The sequence below is a fragment of the Pandoraea sputorum genome (assembly GCF_000814845.2).
In the GTDB taxonomy this organism is placed as follows: Bacteria; Pseudomonadota; Gammaproteobacteria; order Burkholderiales; family Burkholderiaceae; genus Pandoraea; species Pandoraea sputorum.
The window spans coordinates 5106856-5125661 of record NZ_CP010431.2 but is presented as its reverse complement, the minus strand read 5'-3'; the positions used below and the strand labels follow the sequence as shown (position 1 = coordinate 5125661).

Here is an 18806-nt window from a genome sequence, read left to right as displayed (position 1 = left end):
TCACTGCGGCAGCCTGGTCTGCAACTGGGCTGGCCACTCTGCCTTGCTGTCGGTCTTCACCCATGCCACGCCTGGCAGGCCGGTCTTCACGAGCTTCAGATGTTGTTGCAGCAGTTCGGGCGCGATCTGCGCGCGCACGCGGAACATCAGCTTCTGACGCTCGCTTTCGGTCTCCACCGTCTTCGGCGTGAACTGCGCTGTGCTGGAGACGAACGAGATGCTGGCGGGAATGACGAACTGCGGCGCGGCGTCGAGCACGATGCGGGCTTCGGCGCCCATCGCGAGGCGTCCTGCGACGGCTTCGGGCAGGAAGAACGTCATGTACACATCCGACAGGTCGACGAGGTTGAGCACCTTGCCGCCCGCCGCGAGCACTTCACCCGGCTGCGCGACGCGATACTGCACGCGCCCGTCGCGCGGTGCCTTGAGTTCGCTGTCGGCGATGTCGGCTTCGATCCGACTGATGGTGGCTTGCGCGGCTTCGACCGTCGATTTCGACCCGGTGACTTGCGCGTTTGCCGCTTCCACGGCCGATTGCGCGGCGGCAACCTGCGCCTTGGCCGCAGTGACGGCGGCGCGAGTGCTGCGCACGCGCGCGCGGTCGTCGTCGAGTTCCTGCACCGACGATGCGCCTTCCTTCGAGAGCGTTTCCGAGCGAGAGAGTCGGCGTTGCGCGGCGTCGAGTTCGGCTTCGCGCGCGGCCACGTTGGCTTCGGCGGTCGCCTTGTCCGACAGACGTGCGGCGGCCTGTGCCTGAATCGCGGCGACGTTGGTCACGGCCTGTTGATACTGCGCGCGTGCTTCGTCGCGCTGGGCGTTGAGCGTGTCGACCTGCATCTTGGCGAGGACTTGCCCCGCTTTCACGAAGTCGCCTTCGCGCACGTAGATGGCTTCGACGCGTCCGGCCATCTTCGTCGCGATATCGACTTCAGTGGCTTCGATGCGTCCGTTGCCGCTGGCGAAACCTTCGCCCGGGCCGGTGTGGCTGTAGGTCTTCCATCCGTACCATCCCAGTCCGATCACGACAAGCACGATCAGGGCCGGAACGAGTTTCTTGGCGTTGGGAAGTGCCATGTTCTATGACCTCTTTGATTTATTGGACGGTCGGCGCTGCGTTCGCCGGTCCCGGCGATGGCTCGACGACGCGGGGTGTTTGTCCGAACAGTCCCGAGGGTGTGTCGGCCGCAGGCATCAGACGGCTGCCGCCGCCGAGCGCTGTGTAGAGCGACACGCGTGCGGAAAGCAGCGCGCGTCGCGTCTGCACCGTGGTCTGTTCGATCGCGAGGAGATCGCGCTGTGCATCGAGGACTTCGAGGAACGCGGCGGCCCCGTGGTCGTATCGCAGCTTGGCGAGGCGCGCGCGTTCCGCCTGTGCGTCTTGCGTTGCTTGCAGAATCGTCACCTGCTCGGCGAGCCAGCGGCGTGCACTCAACGCATCGGCGACGTCACGGAATGCGCCTTGAATCGTTTTCTCGTAATTCGCCACGGACTCTACGCGACGCGCTTCGGCGAGATCGAGGTTGTTGACGAGGCGTCCGCCCTGAAAGATCGGAATGTTGATGCTCGGGGTGAAAGTCCACGCGGCGCTGCCTGCTTTGAACAGGCCGTCGAGTGCGCTGCTTGCCGTGCCGACGGAGCCCGTCAGCGTGATCTGCGGGAAGAACGCGGCGCGGGCTGCGCCGATGTTGGCATGCGCTGCTCGCAGTTGATACTCCGCCGCGATGATGTCCGGACGATCCTCCAGCAACGAGGACGGTAAGCCGGGGTCGAGCTCGCGCATCAGGCTGGCATCGTCGACCGTGCGATCGAGCGCTTGCGGTGAGGTGTCGATGGGCACGCCGACAAGCACCTGCAACGCGTGAGCCTGCGCTGCGCGCTGCTGTTCGAGTTGGGTGACGAGCGCCCGCGCTTGTTGCCAGAGCGTGGTCACCTCCGTGAGATCGAGCTTCGACGTCGAGCCGACTTGCTCGCGTCGCGTGAAGATACGCAGCGACTCGGCGCGGCTGTCGACCGTTTGCTGCGCGAGCGCGATGCGTTCGTCGAATTCGCGCAGACTCAGCCACGTCTGCGCAACTTGCGAGATCAGGCTGAGTTCCAGTGCGCGGCGCGAGGCGTCGGATGCAAGGTAGTCGTCGAGCGCGGCGTCTTTTAGATTGCGGATACGACCCCAGAAGTCCAGCTCCCATGTCGACAGGCCAAGGCCGACCTGATACTGGCTGCTGATGTAGGGATTGCCGGTCAGGCTCAGGTCGCCGGGCAGACGTTGCCGTGTGCCGCTCGCGCCGATGCCTGCGGAAGGAAATAGATCGGCACGTTGAATGCCGTACACCGCGCGGGCCTGTTCCACACGCGCTAACGCGACGCGCAGATCGCGATTGTTCGCGAGGGCGGTGTCGATGAAGCTACGTAGCTGCGGATCGGCGAAGTACTCACGCCAGTCGAGCGCGGATGCGGGCTGCACCGTTGCCGTGGCGGGCGAGGCGCTGACATCCGGCGTCCACACATTGGCGACAGGGGCGGCGGGGCGCTCGTAAGTGGGCGCCATCGAGATACAGCCACTGAGCACGGCAGCGGTAAGCGCAGCCGTGATCGATATGAGTGGGTTGGACCTATTGGACCTATTGGGCCTATTGGGCCGACTGGGTCTGACGGACGTTGAGGACATCGCTCGGATATTCGCGATGTCGGAACGCATACGTGGATTGCATGGTTTCGCCATAGAAGCTTCGACCTCCCGACGGACACCTAACTATATCGTGGGAGACGTCAATCGGCGTATACCAAAGTGGTCGAAAAAAGCGAACGGTTGTGCTAAATCAACAAAGGCCCCGAATCGACTAGAGCGTCGATTCGAGGCCTTTCCGGGCGAAGTGTCACCGACATGCAATGTAGGGAAGCGTGTTGCGTTTTAAACGGCAATGCGCTTCACATTGGTGCAGCGGTGTGAGGGTGCAGGGATCAGTACTCTGCGTCGAGTCCGTCCTGCACCTGTTCGGCCGCACGTAGCACGGCGCGCGCCTTGTTCTCCGTCTCTTGCCATTCCGATTCGGGCACCGAGTCGGCCACGATGCCGGCGGCGGCCTGCACGTACAGATTGCCGTCCTTCACCACGCCGGTGCGAATCGCGATGGCCACGTCCATTTCACCGCCGAACGACAGGTAGCCCACTGCACCGCCGTAGAGGCCGCGCTTGACCGGTTCGAGTTCGTCGATCAGCTCCATCGCACGCACTTTCGGTGCGCCGGTGAGCGTGCCCGCCGGGAAGGTGGCGCGCAGCACGTCGATGTTCGACAGACCCGGTTGCAGACGGCCTTCCACCGAACTCACGATGTGCTGCACGTGCGAGTACTTCTCGATGACCATCTTGTCGGTGACTTCGACGGTGCCGGTTTGCGCGATGCGGCCCACGTCGTTGCGAGCCAGATCGATCAGCATCACGTGTTCGGCAATTTCCTTCGGATCGCCAAGCAACTCCTTCGCCAGTTCGGCGTCGCGCTCGGGCGTCGCGCCGCGAGGACGCGTGCCGGCGAGCGGACGAATCGTCACGATCTCGTGTTCGCCGTCGGGCGTCTGACGACGTTCCTGACGCACCAGAATCTCCGGCGATGCGCCCACGACCTGGAAGTCGCCGAAGTTGTAGAAGTACATATACGGCGACGGGTTGAGCGAGCGCAGCGCGCGATAAAGCGAGAGGGGGGCGTCGCGGTACGGCTTGATGAGGCGCTGGCCGACCTGCACCTGCATCAGTTCACCGGCGGCGATGGCTTCCTTCGCTTTGGCGACGGCGGCCAGATAGTCCGGCTTGGCGAATTCGCGGAAGGTCTCGGTGCGCACGCTACCGGACGTGACGGGGGCGTCGACCGGTGCTTTCAGGCGCGCGCGCAGCTCGCGCAGACGCAGGCGTGCCTTCGAATAGGCTTCCGGCTGCGTGGGGTCCGCATAGATGATGAGGTAGAGCTTGCCGGTCAGGTTGTCGATCACGGCGAGTTCTTCGGTGAGCAGCAACTGGATGTCCGGCAGATTCAGGTCGTCGCGCGGTGCGGTGTGCGCGAGCTTCTTCTCGATGTAGCGCACGGCGTCGTAGCCGAAGTAACCGGCGAGGCCACCGCAGAAACGCGGCATGCCGGGGCGCAGCGCCACTTTGAAGCGCGCCTGGAACTGGGTGATGAATTCGAGCGGATCGCCCTCATGCGTCTCGACGATGGTGCCGTCGCGCACGACTTCGGTCTTCGGGCCGAAGCTGCGCAGCAGCGTGTGGGCGGACAGGCCGATGAAGGAGTAGCGGCCAAAGCGCTCGCCCCCGACGACGGACTCCAGCAGGAAAGTGTTCGCACCGCGACGGTCGCCCAACGCCAGCTTGAGATAAAGCGACAGCGGGGTGTCGAGATCGGCAAAGGCTTCGGCGATCAGCGGAATACGGTTGAAGCCCTGGTTGGCCAGCGATTTGAATTCGAGTTCGGTCATGTTGCACTCTGCCTGCAAGTTTGCCGGCGGGCGGTCCCGCGATATCGGCGTGGATTGGCGTTGAGAATACCTGAGTCGTGTCGGGGTGGGATGTGCTGACCCACGTCGCGGCCTATCGGTCCACATCGGTCCGCGTCGAACCCGCGTGCATCGGCGATGCAACAACGAGGGTGCGACGAAAACCGAAGAAACGATGCGTCTCGACGAATCCGCGCGCCGTAAGGGACGGCGCGCCGATTGATGACTTCTTGGGAACAACAACGATGCAAGAAACGGGTTGCCGAAGACGAGCTTCGGCGGTCCCGGCCACCCCTTGGGAAGGGTTCAGCAGGACCAGCGTCGCCAGGGCCAGGCCCCCCGGTCGATCACGCTAAGACTCCGTTTCTTGTTCAGGAACATTGCTTGAATGCAGTGTGGAAGGTGACGAATTCAGTTCGCCAGTGCGGACGTCGCCTTGGGCAGAATCGCCCGGGCTGCGCCCAGAATTGAGGCGACTATACCATCCGTGTCGATCGTTTGTATAGATTCGCCATGGTTGTAGCCGTACGGCACCGTGAGCGAGCGGCAGCCCGCAGCACGGGCGGCCTGCGCGTCGTTACCTGAGTCGCCGACGAGCACCGTTTGCGCAGGCGTCACACCGAACGCTTCACACGCTTTGACGAGCGGCATCGGGTCCGGCTTGCGCTTGGGCCACGAGTCGCCACCGTACACGAGGTCGAACTGATCGCCCAGGCCGTAGTGTGCGAGCAGGTCGACCGCGAAGCGATGCTGCTTGTTCGTGATGCAGGCCACCGGCAGACCGGCTTCGCGCAACGCGGCCAGCCCTTCGCGCACTTCGGGATAGAGCACCGTGTTCTCGCCGTTGATCGACGTGTAGACGGCTTCGTACTTGTCTTGCGCACGCTCGAACAGCGCGTCGATGTCCGACTCGGGGAAGCGCTCGGCGAGTGTCTTGCGCACGAGGTTGGCTGTGCCCTTGCCGACGAACGTCATCAGACGTTCGACCGGCACCGGTTCGGCGCCAAGGTCGGCGAGCATGGCGTTCAATGCGACGCCGAAGTCGCCTGCGGTGTCGACGAGCGTACCGTCGAGGTCGATCAGCACCGCGCGGATGCCGTCCAGTTGAAGATGCGGATTCTGGATCATGCGACGCTCGCGAGTTGGGCACGCATCTGATCGATTACCGCCTTGTAGTCGGGTTTGCCGAAGATGGCCGAACCGGCGACGAACGTGTCCGCGCCTGCCGCCGCGATTTCGGCGATGTTGTCGACCTTCACGCCGCCGTCGATCTCGAGACGGATCTCACGACCGGTCTCGGCGGTGTACGCGTCGATACGGGCGCGCACGGCGCGCAGCTTGTTGAGTGCTTCCGGAATGAACGACTGGCCACCGAAACCGGGGTTGACCGACATGATGAGCACCATGTCCAGGCGATCCATCACGTGATCGAGATAATGCAGCGGGGTGCCCGGGTTGAAGACGAGACCGGCCTTGCAGCCGTTGTCGCGAATCAGGCTCAGCGTGCGGTCCACGTGTTCCGAGGCTTCCGGGTGGAACGTGATCAGATTGGCACCGGCCTTGGCGAAGTCGGGCACGATGCGGTCGACCGGGCGCACCATCAGGTGCACGTCGATGGGCACGTCCACGTGCGGGCGAATGGCTTCGCAGACCATCGGGCCGATCGTCAGGTTGGGAACGTAATGGTTGTCCATCACGTCGAAGTGAATCCAGTCGGCGCCCGCCGCCACGACGTTACGGACTTCTTCGCCCAGCCGGGCAAAGTCGGCGGACAGGATGCTGGGGGCGATACAGAATTGCGTCATGGCAGGGCAGGGGGAAGGCGTCAAAAGCGCTATTTTAAAGCTTTCACATGACGCTTGCCCGTTGCGTGCCGGAGGCCCCGGCCGGAAAGCCTTTCCGTGGGATACAGCGAGCGAATGTTCCGGGGGGCGTCTGGCGGACATTCGAAGGGCGTTTGCTGGTTGCGACCCGCGACGACTTGCCGCAGAATGCCTTGCAAAACGGGACAGCATTTATGTTTTTCGCCTGTCACGCTGCTGGAACCCGCCGCAGTCCCATAAGAGTCAGACCAGAACAACATCAGAGAGCACGCATGCGCTACAGGAACACCCGATGAGCCAGTACGAATTCACCGTCACCGTGCGTCCGCAGTACCTCCCGGAACAATCGGAACCGGATCGGCGGCAGTTTGCCTTCGCCTACACGATCACCATTCGCAACAGCGGCGAGGTGCCAGCACAGCTGATTTCGCGTCACTGGGTGATTACCGACGGCGACAACAAAGTCCAGGAAGTGAACGGGCTGGGCGTGGTCGGACATCAGCCGTTCCTCCAGCCGGGCGAACAGTTCGAATACACGAGCTGGGCGATGGTCGCCACGCCGGTGGGCACCATGCGCGGCGAATACTTCTGTGTGGCTGAGGACGGCACGCGCTTCGAAGCGCCCATCGCGGAATTCGCGCTGACCATGCCGCGCACGCTCCACTGAGTCCGGCATGCGCGCACCGTTGGCGTGGTTCGACAGACTGGCGCGTCAGCGACGGTCGTCGGACCAGTCTTCCTTCTTGAGCGGGTCGCTGGACGCGTCGCGTGGGTCGACAGGATCCACTCCGTCCACCGTGTCGCTCGGCATCGGCCGAGTGGCGCGCATCTGGCGAACCCTGCGTCCGGGCGACGGCTTGCGTCGCAAGATCACGATAGCGGCGACGATCACGATCGCCAGCAACACCTCCGGCAACACCAGCAGGGCCGGATATTCATCGAACAGATTACTCATGACGCTCTTCCTGAATGTGTTCGGGCGGTGGCGCGCTGGCCGGGGCCTGGCGCTCGCCGCGTTTGCCGCATTGCTCTATGGTTGTTCGAGTGTGCCTCCGTCGACCCCGTCGCGTCCAGGCGTTCCGCCGTCGAATGTAGCAACGCCCCCGTCCGGTGCGGGACGTATGCAGGCCGTGACGTGGGCCGATGTCGATGGCTGGCAGGACGATTCCCTGATCGGCGCACGCCTTGCACTCGCGCAAACCTGCGTGAAGCTGGGCCGTCAGACGAAGTGGCAACCGGCTTGCCGGGCCTCCGAACAGCTTGACGATCTCGACGCGGCCTCCGTGCGCCAGTTCTTTGAGCAGTACTTTACGCCGTTTCGCATTGCGAATTCCGATGGGACGCAGACGGGCCTGATCACCGGTTACTACGAACCGTTGCTCCACGGCTCGCGCGTGCGCGGCGGGGTCTATCAGACGCCGCTGTACAAATGGCCCGCCGGACGCAAGGCCGGATCGCTTCCTGCCCGCGCCGAACTGATGCGCAGCGGCATGTTGCGCGGTTACGAGCTGGTGTACGTCGACGATCCCATCGAGGCGTTCTTCCTGCAAGTGCAGGGCTCCGGGCAGGTTGTGCTCGACGACGGTTCGATCATGCGCGTGGGTTATGGCGGCAACAACGATCAGCCGTACAAGTCGATTGGCCGCTGGCTGATCGATCGCGGCGAGATCACGGCGGCGCAGGCGACGATGCAGGGTATTCGTGCCTGGGCGCGCGCGAACCCGTCGCGCGTCGATGCGTTGCTCGACGTGAATCCGCGTTTCGTCTTCTTCCGCGAGATGCCGAACCACGGCGTGGGCGGCATTGAAGGCCCCATCGGCGCGCTGGGTGTGCCGTTGACGGCAGAGCGCTCGATTGCCGTCGATCCGGCGTCGATCCCGCTGGGCAGCCCCGTGTTCCTGTCGACGACGCGTCCGCCGTTCGGGCCGCAGGCCAATTCGCCGATCAACCGGCTGATGTTCGCGCAGGACACCGGCAGTGCGATCAAGGGCGGCGTTCGTGCGGACTTCTTCTGGGGACTGGGCGACGATGCAGGCGATCTGGCCGGACGCATGCGCCAGAGCGGCAAGATGTGGGTGTTCCTGCCGAACCAGTAAGCCGGATTGCTTCCGATAAGTCTGGCAAGTTCCGACATCCAAGAAAAAGCCCGCGAAGGTCGCGGGCTTTTTTCATGCTGACGAGCGTGGGCTAATCGCTCAGCGCGGGCGCTTGTCCACGACCCGGCGCGCTTTACCGACGGAGCGTTCGATGCCACCGACCGGCTTCACGCGCACCGCGCACGACACGCCGATGAGCGTCTTGATGTCGCGCTTGAGTTCACCGCCGGCCGCCTGCAACGCAGCCGCGTCGTCGCATCCGACGGCCGCTTCGACGTCCACCGCCATCGTGTCCATCGGGCCTTCCTTGTCCAGAATGATCTGGTAGTGCGGGGAAAGCACCGGCTGACGCAGCAGCAATTCCTCGATCTGCGACGGGAAGACGTTCACGCCGCGAATGATCATCATGTCGTCCGAGCGACCGGTGATCTTCTCCATACGACGCATCGTGCGCGCCGTGCCTGGCAGCAAACGCGTGAGATCGCGCGTGCGGTAACGAATGATCGGCAGCGCTTCCTTCGTGAGAGACGTAAACACCAGTTCGCCGAACTCGCCGTCGGGCAGCACTTCTCCCGTGTCCGGATCGATGATTTCGGGATAGAAGTGATCTTCCCAGATGGTCGGGCCGTCCTTCGTCTCGGCGCACTCGCACGCCACGCCCGGCCCCATCACTTCCGACAGGCCGTAAATGTCGACCGCGTCGATGCCCATGCGCTTCTCGATGGCGGTGCGCATGTCGTTCGTCCACGGCTCCGCGCCGAAGATGCCGATGCGCAGCGACGATTCCGCCGCCACGATGCCCTGACGTTCCAGTTCGTCGGCAATCGCGAGCATGTAGCTCGGCGTCACCATAATGATGTCCGGCTTGAAGTCCTGAATCAGCTGCACCTGCTTCTCGGTCTGACCGCCGCCGAACGGAATCACCGTCAGGCCCGCGCGTTCTGCGCCGTAGTGTGCACCGAGACCGCCCGTGAACAGGCCGTAGCCATAGCTGATGTGCACCTTGTCACCGCGACGCGCACCGGAGGCGCGAATCGAGCGCGCGACCAGATCGGCCCACGTGCTGATGTCGTTGGCGGTGTAGCCCACGACCGTCGGCTTGCCCGTCGTCCCCGAGGACGCATGCACGCGCGAGACCTGTTCCATCGGCACCGCGAACATGCCGAAGGGATAGCTGTCGCGCAGATCCTGCTTCGTCGTGAACGGGAACTTGGCCAGATCGGCCAGCGAGGTCAGTTCGTCCGGGTGGACGCCGGCCTCTTCGAACTTCCGGCGATACACCGGTGAATTCTCATAGGCATGCCGCAGCGTCGTCTTCAGTCGGTCGAGCTGAAGGGCGCGCAGTTCGTCGAGGCTCGCTTTCTCGATCGGCTCGAGCGGCAAGGCGGTGGTCATGACTGTCTCCTTGGGGTCTTGCTTCTTACGCTGATACGTTAATTACCTCTCACGTGCCCGAGTCCGGGCGCGCGCATTACTGAGTATTGCCGGGCCTCGTCAGACGACACTGCCCTTGATCTGCGCGGACTTGCCGCGGAACATCGCCACCACTTCACCGGCGCTGTTCGTCAAACGAATGTCGTAAATGCCATGACGCCCCGAGAGCACCTGCTCCTGCGCTTCGGCGGTGAGCGTGTCGCCGCCCGAGACCGGCTTGAGGAACTCGATGCTGCAACCGGCCGCCACCGTCACGACGTTGTAGCTGTTGCAGGCGAACGCAAACGTCGAATCCGCCAGCGTGAACATCAGGCCGCCGTGGCAAATCGCATGACCGTTGAGAAATTCATCGCGAATGCGCATCGTCATACGGGCATAGCCCGGACGCACTTCCTGCAACTCCATGCCCAGCCATTGGCTCGCTCGGTCGGTGCTGAACATCGCCTCGCCCGTGGCGTGGGCAAGTTCTTCCGGCGTCATGTCGCTGACGGCTTTGGCGGCGGAGGTTTGGCTCATCGGGGGTTCCTCTTGTGTCTCGTCTAATCTTGTTATGTCGTGGTCTCTCGCGCGGCGCGTGTGGTTTTGGCGTTCGGTGTGCGTCGCTGCTTGTTCTGCCTTTCTCTGGTCCTGCTTGCCTTCAGTTTGCCCGGTGCTTCGTCGGCGATCAGCGGCCTTCGAACTTCGGCGCGCGCTTTTGCAGGAACGCGTTCACGCCTTCCGCATAGTCGTAGGACGCGCCCAGTGAGCGTTGTCCGTCGCGCTCCAGATCCAATTGCTGATCGAGCGTGTTGGTTGCCGACGCGTAGAGCGCTTCCTTGATGGTCGCGAGCGCCTTCGTCGGTTGTGTGGCCAGTTGTGTGGCAAGCTTTTGGGCTTCGGGCAACAGCGCGTCGTCGTCGACGCAGCGCCAGATCAGGCCCCACTGTTCGGCCTGCTCAGCCGAGAGCTTGTCGCCGAGCATTGCCAGCCCCATCGCGCGGGCCATGCCGATGCGTTGCGGCAGGAACCATGTGCCGCCGGTATCCGGCACAAGGCCAATCTTCACGAAGGCCTGTACGAAGTTGACGGAAGCGCCAGCCAGAACGATGTCACATGCCAGCGCGAGATTTGCCCCCGCACCTGCGGCGATGCCGTTCACCGCAGCAATCACCGGCATCGGCATGGCGCGCAGTTTGCGCACGAGCGGGTTGAAGTTCTCGTCGATCAGCGCGCCGAGATCGGTCGATGCACCTGGCGTGAAGTCCAGATCCGCCAGATCCTGCCCGGCGCAGAAGCCCCGGCCCGCACCGGTCAGCACAACGGCGCGCGCGCCTTGTGCCTGAGCAGTGTCGAGGGCGTCGCGCAATTCCGCATGCATCTGCCGCGTGAAGCTGTTGAGCTTCTCTGGACGGTTGAGCGTGATCGTGGCGACGTTGTCTTTCAGCGTCAGTTGAATCGTGGCGGTCATCGGGGGCTGTCTCCGGGGCTCTCTATATATAGAAGGGTGTCGCTCAGACGCGCTCGATGGCGATGGCAATGCCCTGACCCACGCCAATGCACATCGTGCACAGTGCAAAGCGACCGCCCGTGCGGTGAAGCTGATACATCGCCGTCGTCACCAGACGCGCGCCCGATGCACCCAGCGGATGGCCCAGCGCGATCGCGCCCCCATTCGGGTTCACGCGGGCGTCGTCGTCGGCGAGGCCGAGTTGACGCAGCACCGCCAGACCCTGGCTGGCGAACGCCTCGTTCAGTTCGATGACGTCGAACTGGTCGAGCGTCATGTTCAATTGCTTGAGCAGCTTGACCGTGGCCGGGGCCGGGCCGATGCCCATGATGCGCGGTGCGACACCGGCGGTTGCCATGCCGAGCACGCGGGCACGCGGCGTGAGGCCGTGCAGCTTGGCGGCGCTTTCGCTGGCCAGCAGCAGGGCGCAAGAGCCGTCGTTCACGCCGGAAGCGTTGCCGGCGGTGACGGTGCCGTCGGGGCGAACCACACCCTTGAGCTTGCCCAGCGCTTCCATGCTCGTGGCGCGCGGATGTTCGTCATGTTCGACGACGATGGCGTCGCCCTTTTTCTGGGCAATCGACACCGGCGTGATTTCCTGTGCGAGCGTGCCGTCGGCTTGGGCGCGCGCGGCCTTCTCCTGGCTGCGCAGCGCGAAGCGGTCCTGATCTTCGCGATTGATCTTGAAGTCGTCGGCCACGTTCTCTGCCGTCTCCGGCATCGAGTCGACGCCGTACTGTGCCTTCATCAGCGGGTTGATGAAGCGCCAGCCGATGGTCGTGTCGAAAATGGCGGCCTGACGCGAGAACGCGCTGTCGGCTTTGCCCATCACGAACGGCGCGCGCGTCATCGATTCGACGCCGCCTGCGATCATCAGCCCGGCTTCGCCCGCCTTGATGGCGCGCGCGGCGGTGCCGATGGCATCCATGCCGGAGCCGCACAGGCGGTTGAGCGTCGCGCCCGGCACGTCGATGGGCAACTCGGCAAGCAGCGACGCCATGCGAGCGACGTTGCGGTTGTCTTCACCTGCCTGATTGGCGCAGCCGTAAATAACGTCGTCGATCAGCGTCCAGTCGACGTTCGGGTTGCGCGCCATCAGCGCCTTGAGGGGGATTGCACCGAGGTTGTCGGCGCGAACGTCCTTCAACGCACCGCCGTAACGGCCGATGGGAGTGCGGATCGCGTCGCAGATGAAGGCTTCGGTCATGGTGTCTCGTTCCTGTCTTGGCTTGTGGCGGGAAGATCGGTCGCGGGCGCCGAGGCGCTCAGGCGCGCAGGCCGTGCGACGGTGAGTGACTATGGTAGTGACTTACCGTCGCATTTGCGTGAGGGGTTTCCCGTCCTCTCTATATAGATACGACTCGGGTGGATGCGCGTCAGGTCGCGCTCGCTTCGGACTTGGCCGGCACATGGTGGCGGCTTTGCACGACGCGGAAGCGGTTGGCGACGAAGGCCGCATCGGCCAGGCTGGCGTTTGCCGCCGGGTTGCCGCCCGTGCCGTGGTAGTCCGAGTAAGCCGCTGACTGATTGACGAACACGCCACCGGTCAGGTTGAGCGACAGGGCGACGCGGCCTTCGATGGCTGCGTCGAGTGCCAGTGCTTCGCCTTCCGGCGTCGTCGTGTAGGCCGACAGCGTGAGGGCGCCGTGCTGCGCAGCGGTGCGTCCGGCCAGCGCGAACGCTTGCTCGCTGCTGTCGACGGCGATTACGAACGTGACCGGGCCGAACCATTCGCGGGTGTACGTGGCTTCGTCGGCGACGTCGAGCGCGACGATCAGCGGCGTGCGCACGCGTGCACCGGCGAAGGCCGGGTGTTCGAGCGTCTGACTGTCGAGCACCACACGGCCAACCTTGCGGGCTTCATCGATGCGGGCAAGGACACCTTCGTTCTGGATCGCGCCGAGCAATTCGACGGCCTTGGCCGGATCGCTGCACGTCTTCTGAACGCTACCTGCAATGGCGGCGACAACTTCGTCGAACGAGACCTTGCCGTCCGGCGTCTGAATGCCGTCGCGCGGGATGTAGATGTTCTGCGGCGCGGTGCACATCTGGCCCGAGTACAGCGCGAGCGAGAAACCGATGTTGCGGGCCATGCCCTTGAGGTCGTCCGTCGAGTCGATCACGATCTGGTTCACGCCAGCTTTCTCGGTGTAGACCTGCGCCTGACGCGCGTTGATCTCCAGCCAGTCGCCGTTGGCGGTGCTACCGGTGAAATCGATCACACGCACTTCGTCGCGCTTCGCGAGTTGCTGGACGATGGCGCCGTCGTTCGGGTTGGTGGCGGCGAGCGTGACGACGTCCGGATCGAAACCCGCTTCCTTGAGCACTTCACGCGCGATTTTCACGGTGATGGCCAGCGGCAGGATGGCACCCGGATGCGGCTTGACGACGACGGCATTGCCGGTCGCGAGGCTGGCGAACAAGCCGGGATAGCCGTTCCAGGTCGGGAATGTGCAGCAGCCGAGCACCAGGGCCACGCCGCGCGGCACGACGGTGTAACGCTTTTCCATCGCCAGCGGCGGGTTCTTGCCTTGCGGCTTTTCCCAGTAGGCGTCTGCGGGAATGCGGCGCAGTTCGTCCCATGCGTAGGCCACGGCTTCGAGACCGCGATCCTGTGCGTGCGGGCCACCGGCCTGGAACGCCATCATGAAAGCCTGACCCGTCGTGTGCATCACGGCGTTGGCCATTTCGAAGCTGCGCGCGTTCAGGCGCTTGAGGATTTCGAGCGAGACGCCGACCCAGGCGTCCGGCGTCGCGGCGCGCCACGATTTGTGGGCGTCCTTCACGCGGGCGAGCAGGGCGTCGATTTCGAATCCCGGGTAGGTCGTGCCGAGCGCAAAGCCGAACGGCGACGCTTCCTGGCCGACGCTGCCCGTGCTGCCGCGCTGCTCCAGCGGGAATGCGGCGTTCAGATATTGTTTGAAAGCGGCTTCGCCGTCGGCGGCGGCCGTCTCGCCATACGCGCGCGGGCTCGGCATTTCCGTGAACGGGCTCCAGTAACCACGCGTGGCGATGGCCTGAAGGGCGCGCTCGAGAGTCTCTTGGTGTTTGGCGAAGAGGGGATGAGTCATGGCTGTGGATCTGTCCGTATCGGGATGCGGCTGGCGGATTCGCAGTCTTGCGGGCAAGTTCGTGGCTCGCGCGGCAAGACGCAGGGGACGGCACCGGGTCGTCTGACTAATGGGTCCGACGCATGCTTGGACTTACGCTTGTCGTCACTTTGTCGTCAACATTAATTGACCGACCGGTTGGTTTGTTAATATAGCACCAAATCTTCCGGGCGTGGAACACGATGATGCCGGGTTTTCCCCGACGGATCCGGGCATGCGAGCTGTGTCGCCGGCGCGGGCGCGGCGAGTGCAGGGCAGGCGGCCGGTTCGCGGGAAGCATTGTCGGATGGAGGTGGCTTTCGCTCGCGATTTCTCGGACTTTGTCCCGGCATTGGATGGCGTGCGGTCTCGGATCTGCGTTGCGGAACGAAAGGTGCGTGCCCGGGGGATCGATGGCATCATGCCTAACCACTACAGTCGACGCCCCGCGAGCCGCACACCCAGGCCCACGGAGAGCGCCGCAGCGCCGTTGCAAACCGATGGCGCGCCCATCGCCTTTTCTGTTTCCGGCGGTTGCCCGGGTGTCGAGCCCGGGCTACCGCTGACCCCCGAATCACAAGACGAGACTTTGACTGGAGGAGTAAGAGGATGACGTACGAGAACATTCTGGTGGAGACGCGCGGCCGCGTCGGTCTGATCACGCTGAATCGTCCGAAAGCGCTCAACGCGCTGAACGACGCGTTGATGGATGAGCTGGGCGCTGCGCTCACCGCCTTCGATGCCGACGAAGCGATCGGTTGCATGGTGATCACCGGGAGCGAGAAGGCGTTCGCCGCCGGCGCGGACATCGGCATGATGTCGAAGTACACGTTCGCCGACGTCTTCAAGGGCGACTACATCACGCGCAATTGGGAGACGGTGCGCCGCATCCGCAAGCCGGTCATCGCTGCAGTGTCGGGATTTGCGCTTGGCGGCGGGTGCGAACTGGCCATGATGTGTGACTTCATCATCGCCGCGGACAACGCAAAGTTCGGACAACCCGAGATCAAGCTTGGGGTGATTCCGGGCGCGGGCGGTACGCAGCGCCTCACGCGCGCCGTGTCGAAGGCTAAGGCCATGGACATGTGCCTGACCGCGCGCTTCATGGACGCCACCGAAGCTGAGCGCGCGGGGCTTGTATCGCGCATCGTGCCGCTCGACAAGTTGCTCGAGGAGGCTATCGGCGCAGCCAACACCATCTGCGAATACTCGCTGCCGGTCGTCATGGCCGCAAAGGAAGCCGTCAACCGCGCTTTCGAATCGACCCTCGACGAGGGCGTGCAATTCGAGCGTCGCATGTTCCATTCGCTCTTCGCGCTGGAAGACCAGAAGGAAGGCATGGCGGCGTTCGTCGAGAAGCGCAAGCCGGTTTTCAAGCACCGCTGATCTGTTGTGAAAAGCCGGGACGGCCGCCGTTGGGTAGGTCGTCCTATGATAGTCTGCCGGTTTTTTCAGCAAGGGACGAAACGATGTCGATGAACCGACGTGCATTTGCGCTGGCCTTGGTGGTGGCCTCGGGGCTGCTGTTGAGTGCCTGCGGGAAGAAGGAAGAATCGGCTGCAGGCCGGTCTGTCGGGCCGGACGGCTCGCAACCTGTGTACGTCGTCGGATCGGACGCTGCCTATGCGCCGTTCGAATTCGAAACCGATACCCGGCAGATTGCCGGTTTCGATATCGATGTGATGAAAGCCGTGGCCGATAAGGCGGGCATCTCCATCCGCTTTATTAATACGCCGTTCGAAGGCATCTTCAATTCGCTTGTGCAGGGCGACCGCGACATTCTGATCTCTGCGATCACGATCACGGACGAACGCAGCAAGCAGATGGATTTCTCGAAGCCTTACTTTGAGGCATCGCAGTTGATCGCCGTGCCGGTGAACTCGACCGTGCAGAAGTTCGACGATTTGAAGTCGATGAAGGTCGGCGTGCAGACGGCGACGACGGGCGATGAAGTCGTGCAGAAACTGATGGGTAAGAACAATCCGTCGGTCAAACGCTTCGAAGGCACGCCGTTGGCGATGAAGGAACTCGAAGCGGGTGGCGTTGATGCGGTGGTCGCAGATAACGGTGTGGTGGTGAACTTCATTGCGAATAATCCGAATGCCAAGCTTCGTACGGTCGCTGACAGCAGCTTCCCGAAGGAGTACTACGGCATTGCGGTACGCAAGGGCGATGCCGAGCTTCTGGCCAAGATCAACAAGGGTGTCGATGCAATCAAGGCGGACGGTACGTATGACGCCATCTACGAGCGGTACTTCGGTAAGAAGTAGTCCCGAAGTTACGCGGCATACAGCGCCGGCAGGCGCTGTATGAAATGAAAAAGCCCCGTCGCGACGGGGCTTTTTCATGGGGTTTCAAATTATTTTCACAAAGTGCTTGCCAGGGTTCGGGGTTTTCACTAATATCTCGTCTCTCGCAACGACAGCGACGCAGCGAAAGCGGCGACGAAGTTGACGCGACGGGCCGCAAAGCCCGGTGGTTAGTGGTTTTGGAGCTTGTGAGTCGCTACGGCGACGAGCGAAGAAAGCGAAAAAAACTGTTGACGACGACGAGAAGCTGCGACATAATCTCACTTCTCTGCTGCTGATGCAGCGACGCAGAAAACAAAGCGACGGCGCGGTAATTGAGCGACGAAGCGAAGTCAGATGCGATTGATCTTTAAAAATTAAACAACCGATAAGTGTGGGCACTCGATGAATAGTGCGTCTGCTTCGGCAGATAAGCTTTAAATTTATTGAGGCTCACATAGTAATAGGTAAGTTAAGTAATTAACTTGTCAGCATACTTTGAGAGCGACCGGTTCTAGTGATTTATCACGAAAAACCGAAAACAGTAACAGGTTTAAACTGAAGAGTTTGATCCTGGCTCAGATTGAACGCTGGCGGCATGCCTTACACATGCAAGTCGAACGGCAGCACGGGTGCTTGCACCTGGTGGCGAGTGGCGAACGGGTGAGTAATATATCGGAACGTACCTTGTAGTGGGGGATAGCTCGGCGAAAGCCGGATTAATACCGCATACGCTCTGAGGAGGAAAGCGGGGGACCTTCGGGCCTCGCGCTACAAGAGCGGCCGATATCAGATTAGCTAGTTGGTGGGGTAAAAGCTTACCAAGGCGACGATCTGTAGCTGGTCTGAGAGGACGACCAGCCACACTGGGACTGAGACACGGCCCAGACTCCTACGGGAGGCAGCAGTGGGGAATTTTGGACAATGGGCGAAAGCCTGATCCAGCAATGCCGCGTGTGTGAAGAAGGCCTTCGGGTTGTAAAGCACTTTTGTCCGGAAAGAAATCCTCTGGGTTAATACCTCGGGGGGATGACGGTACCGGAAGAATAAGCACCGGCTAACTACGTGCCAGCAGCCGCGGTAATACGTAGGGTGCGAGCGTTAATCGGAATTACTGGGCGTAAAGCGTGCGCAGGCGGTTTTGTAAGACGGATGTGAAATCCCCGGGCTCAACCTGGGAACTGCATTCGTGACTGCAAGGCTAGAGTATGGCAGAGGGGGGTAGAATTCCACGTGTAGCAGTGAAATGCGTAGAGATGTGGAGGAATACCGATGGCGAAGGCAGCCCCCTGGGCCAATACTGACGCTCATGCACGAAAGCGTGGGGAGCAAACAGGATTAGATACCCTGGTAGTCCACGCCCTAAACGATGTCAACTAGTTGTTGGGGATTCATTTCCTTAGTAACGTAGCTAACGCGTGAAGTTGACCGCCTGGGGAGTACGGTCGCAAGATTAAAACTCAAAGGAATTGACGGGGACCCGCACAAGCGGTGGATGATGTGGATTAATTCGATGCAACGCGAAAAACCTTACCTACCCTTGACATGTACGGAAGTCTGCTGAGAGGCGGATGTGCTCGAAAGAGAACCGTAACACAGGTGCTGCATGGCTGTCGTCAGCTCGTGTCGTGAGATGTTGGGTTAAGTCCCGCAACGAGCGCAACCCTTGTCCTTAGTTGCTACGCAAGAGCACTCTAAGGAGACTGCCGGTGACAAACCGGAGGAAGGTGGGGATGACGTCAAGTCCTCATGGCCCTTATGGGTAGGGCTTCACACGTCATACAATGGTCGGTACAGAGGGCTGCCAAACCGCGAGGTGGAGCTAACCCCAGAAAACCGATCGTAGTCCGGATCGCAGTCTGCAACTCGACTGCGTGAAGCTGGAATCGCTAGTAATCGCGGATCAGCATGTCGCGGTGAATACGTTCCCGGGTCTTGTACACACCGCCCGTCACACCATGGGAGTGGGTTTTGCCAGAAGTAGGTAGCCTAACCGTAAGGAGGGCGCTTACCACGGCAGGATTCATGACTGGGGTGAAGTCGTAACAAGGTAGCCGTAGGGGAACCTGCGGCTGGATCACCTCCTTTCTAGAGCATGCACTGGAAGT

General features: G+C 62.4%; 15 protein-coding genes and 1 rRNA gene. 5 read left to right on the top strand and 11 right to left on the bottom strand.

From position 1 onward, the window contains the following. The 5 genes from NA29_RS22630 to rpe form a co-directional block, all read right to left on the bottom strand. Positions 1-1074 carry an HlyD family secretion protein gene (locus tag NA29_RS22630; RefSeq protein ID WP_039393393.1) on the bottom strand — a complete coding sequence of 358 codons (1074 nt, stop codon included), beginning with the start codon at positions 1072-1074 and terminating at the stop codon, positions 1-3. A gap of 19 nt (positions 1075-1093) precedes the next feature. Continuing rightward, positions 1094-2545, bottom strand: a complete 1452-nt coding sequence (locus tag NA29_RS22625; protein ID WP_231965088.1) for an efflux transporter outer membrane subunit — start codon at positions 2543-2545, stop codon at positions 1094-1096. A 413-nt stretch (positions 2546-2958) separates the two neighbouring features. Continuing rightward, positions 2959-4464, bottom strand: a complete 1506-nt coding sequence (trpE, locus tag NA29_RS22620; RefSeq protein WP_039393391.1) for an anthranilate synthase component I — start codon at positions 4462-4464, stop codon at positions 2959-2961. A gap of 429 nt (positions 4465-4893) precedes the next feature. Further along, positions 4894-5610 carry a phosphoglycolate phosphatase gene (locus NA29_RS22615; protein ID WP_039393389.1) on the bottom strand — a complete coding sequence of 239 codons (717 nt, stop codon included), beginning with the start codon at positions 5608-5610 and terminating at the stop codon, positions 4894-4896. After that, positions 5607-6287: a ribulose-phosphate 3-epimerase gene (gene rpe, locus NA29_RS22610; RefSeq protein ID WP_010808649.1), complete on the bottom strand. Its 681-nt coding sequence runs from the start codon at positions 6285-6287 to the stop codon at positions 5607-5609. Before rpe ends, NA29_RS22615 begins: the two co-directional genes overlap by 4 nt. 310 nt (positions 6288-6597) lie before the next feature. Here rpe and apaG point away from each other — a divergent pair, with 310 nt between their 5' ends. After that, positions 6598-6972 carry a Co2+/Mg2+ efflux facilitator ApaG/CorD gene (gene apaG, locus NA29_RS22605; protein ID WP_039393382.1) on the top strand — a complete coding sequence of 125 codons (375 nt, stop codon included), beginning with the start codon at positions 6598-6600 and terminating at the stop codon, positions 6970-6972. Positions 6973-7017: 45 nt separating this feature from the next. Here the strand turns inward: apaG and NA29_RS22600 are convergent, their stop codons facing one another. Beyond that, the gene (locus tag NA29_RS22600) at positions 7018-7260 is read right to left on the bottom strand and encodes a hypothetical protein (protein ID WP_039393380.1); all 243 of its coding nucleotides are present in this window, start codon (positions 7258-7260) and stop codon (positions 7018-7020) included. Here NA29_RS22600 and mltA point away from each other — a divergent pair. Further along, positions 7259-8401: a murein transglycosylase A gene (gene mltA, locus NA29_RS22595; RefSeq protein ID WP_039393378.1), complete on the top strand. Its 1143-nt coding sequence runs from the start codon at positions 7259-7261 to the stop codon at positions 8399-8401. The two genes, NA29_RS22600 and mltA, sit on opposite strands and share 2 nt — an antisense overlap. A gap of 99 nt (positions 8402-8500) precedes the next feature. On the opposite strand, the gene paaK is transcribed toward mltA, so the two are convergent. The 5 genes from paaK to paaN form a co-directional block, all read right to left on the bottom strand. Next, positions 8501-9796 (bottom strand): phenylacetate--CoA ligase PaaK, encoded by a 1296-nt coding sequence (paaK, locus tag NA29_RS22590; RefSeq protein WP_039393376.1) that lies wholly within the window; start codon positions 9794-9796, stop codon positions 8501-8503. Between the two features lie 99 nt (positions 9797-9895). Further along, the gene (gene paaI, locus NA29_RS22585) at positions 9896-10351 is read right to left on the bottom strand and encodes a hydroxyphenylacetyl-CoA thioesterase PaaI (protein ID WP_224786873.1); all 456 of its coding nucleotides are present in this window, start codon (positions 10349-10351) and stop codon (positions 9896-9898) included. Positions 10352-10499: 148 nt separating this feature from the next. Further along, complete coding sequence (gene paaG / locus NA29_RS22580; protein ID WP_039393374.1) at positions 10500-11282, bottom strand: 2-(1,2-epoxy-1,2-dihydrophenyl)acetyl-CoA isomerase PaaG; 783 nt, start codon at positions 11280-11282, stop codon at positions 10500-10502. A gap of 43 nt (positions 11283-11325) precedes the next feature. Next, positions 11326-12528 carry a 3-oxoadipyl-CoA thiolase gene (gene pcaF, locus NA29_RS22575; protein ID WP_039393370.1) on the bottom strand — a complete coding sequence of 401 codons (1203 nt, stop codon included), beginning with the start codon at positions 12526-12528 and terminating at the stop codon, positions 11326-11328. Positions 12529-12697: 169 nt separating this feature from the next. After that, on the bottom strand, positions 12698-14392 hold the full coding sequence (paaN, locus tag NA29_RS22570) for a phenylacetic acid degradation protein PaaN (protein ID WP_039393369.1): 1695 nt from the start codon (positions 14390-14392) through the stop codon (positions 12698-12700). A gap of 627 nt (positions 14393-15019) precedes the next feature. On the opposite strand from paaN, the gene NA29_RS22565 reads away from it, so the two are divergent. From NA29_RS22565 to NA29_RS22555, 3 genes are all read left to right on the top strand, one after another. Further along, a complete protein-coding gene (locus tag NA29_RS22565) occupies positions 15020-15796 on the top strand; it encodes an enoyl-CoA hydratase (protein WP_039393368.1) in 777 nt (258 codons plus the stop codon). Positions 15797-15879: 83 nt separating this feature from the next. After that, the gene (locus tag NA29_RS22560) at positions 15880-16680 is read left to right on the top strand and encodes a basic amino acid ABC transporter substrate-binding protein (protein WP_039393366.1); all 801 of its coding nucleotides are present in this window, start codon (positions 15880-15882) and stop codon (positions 16678-16680) included. Between the two features lie 573 nt (positions 16681-17253). Then, positions 17254-18786 (top strand): 16S ribosomal RNA (locus tag NA29_RS22555). The last annotated feature ends 20 nt before the right edge of the window (positions 18787-18806 follow it).

What these genes read in the sequence shown, in the direction of transcription:
- paaI (WP_224786873.1), bottom strand. Translation starts at nt 10,351, where the DNA reads ATGAGCCAAACCTCCGCCGCCAAAGCCGTCAGCGACATGACGCCGGAA.
- apaG (WP_039393382.1), top strand. Translation starts at nt 6,598, where the DNA reads ATGAGCCAGTACGAATTCACCGTCACCGTGCGTCCGCAGTACCTCCCG.
- pcaF (WP_039393370.1), bottom strand. Translation starts at nt 12,528, where the DNA reads ATGACCGAAGCCTTCATCTGCGACGCGATCCGCACTCCCATCGGCCGT.
- rpe (WP_010808649.1), bottom strand. Translation starts at nt 6,287, where the DNA reads ATGACGCAATTCTGTATCGCCCCCAGCATCCTGTCCGCCGACTTTGCC.
- paaG (WP_039393374.1), bottom strand. Translation starts at nt 11,282, where the DNA reads ATGACCGCCACGATTCAACTGACGCTGAAAGACAACGTCGCCACGATC.
- NA29_RS22630 (WP_039393393.1), bottom strand. Translation starts at nt 1,074, where the DNA reads ATGGCACTTCCCAACGCCAAGAAACTCGTTCCGGCCCTGATCGTGCTT.
- NA29_RS22625 (WP_231965088.1), bottom strand. Translation starts at nt 2,545, where the DNA reads ATGGCGCCCACTTACGAGCGCCCCGCCGCCCCTGTCGCCAATGTGTGG.
- paaK (WP_039393376.1), bottom strand. Translation starts at nt 9,796, where the DNA reads ATGACCACCGCCTTGCCGCTCGAGCCGATCGAGAAAGCGAGCCTCGAC.
- NA29_RS22615 (WP_039393389.1), bottom strand. Translation starts at nt 5,610, where the DNA reads ATGATCCAGAATCCGCATCTTCAACTGGACGGCATCCGCGCGGTGCTG.
- trpE (WP_039393391.1), bottom strand. Translation starts at nt 4,464, where the DNA reads ATGACCGAACTCGAATTCAAATCGCTGGCCAACCAGGGCTTCAACCGT.
- paaN (WP_039393369.1), bottom strand. Translation starts at nt 14,392, where the DNA reads ATGACTCATCCCCTCTTCGCCAAACACCAAGAGACTCTCGAGCGCGCC.
- NA29_RS22560 (WP_039393366.1), top strand. Translation starts at nt 15,880, where the DNA reads ATGTCGATGAACCGACGTGCATTTGCGCTGGCCTTGGTGGTGGCCTCG.
- NA29_RS22565 (WP_039393368.1), top strand. Translation starts at nt 15,020, where the DNA reads ATGACGTACGAGAACATTCTGGTGGAGACGCGCGGCCGCGTCGGTCTG.
- NA29_RS22600 (WP_039393380.1), bottom strand. Translation starts at nt 7,260, where the DNA reads ATGAGTAATCTGTTCGATGAATATCCGGCCCTGCTGGTGTTGCCGGAG.
- mltA (WP_039393378.1), top strand. Translation starts at nt 7,259, where the DNA reads ATGACGCTCTTCCTGAATGTGTTCGGGCGGTGGCGCGCTGGCCGGGGC.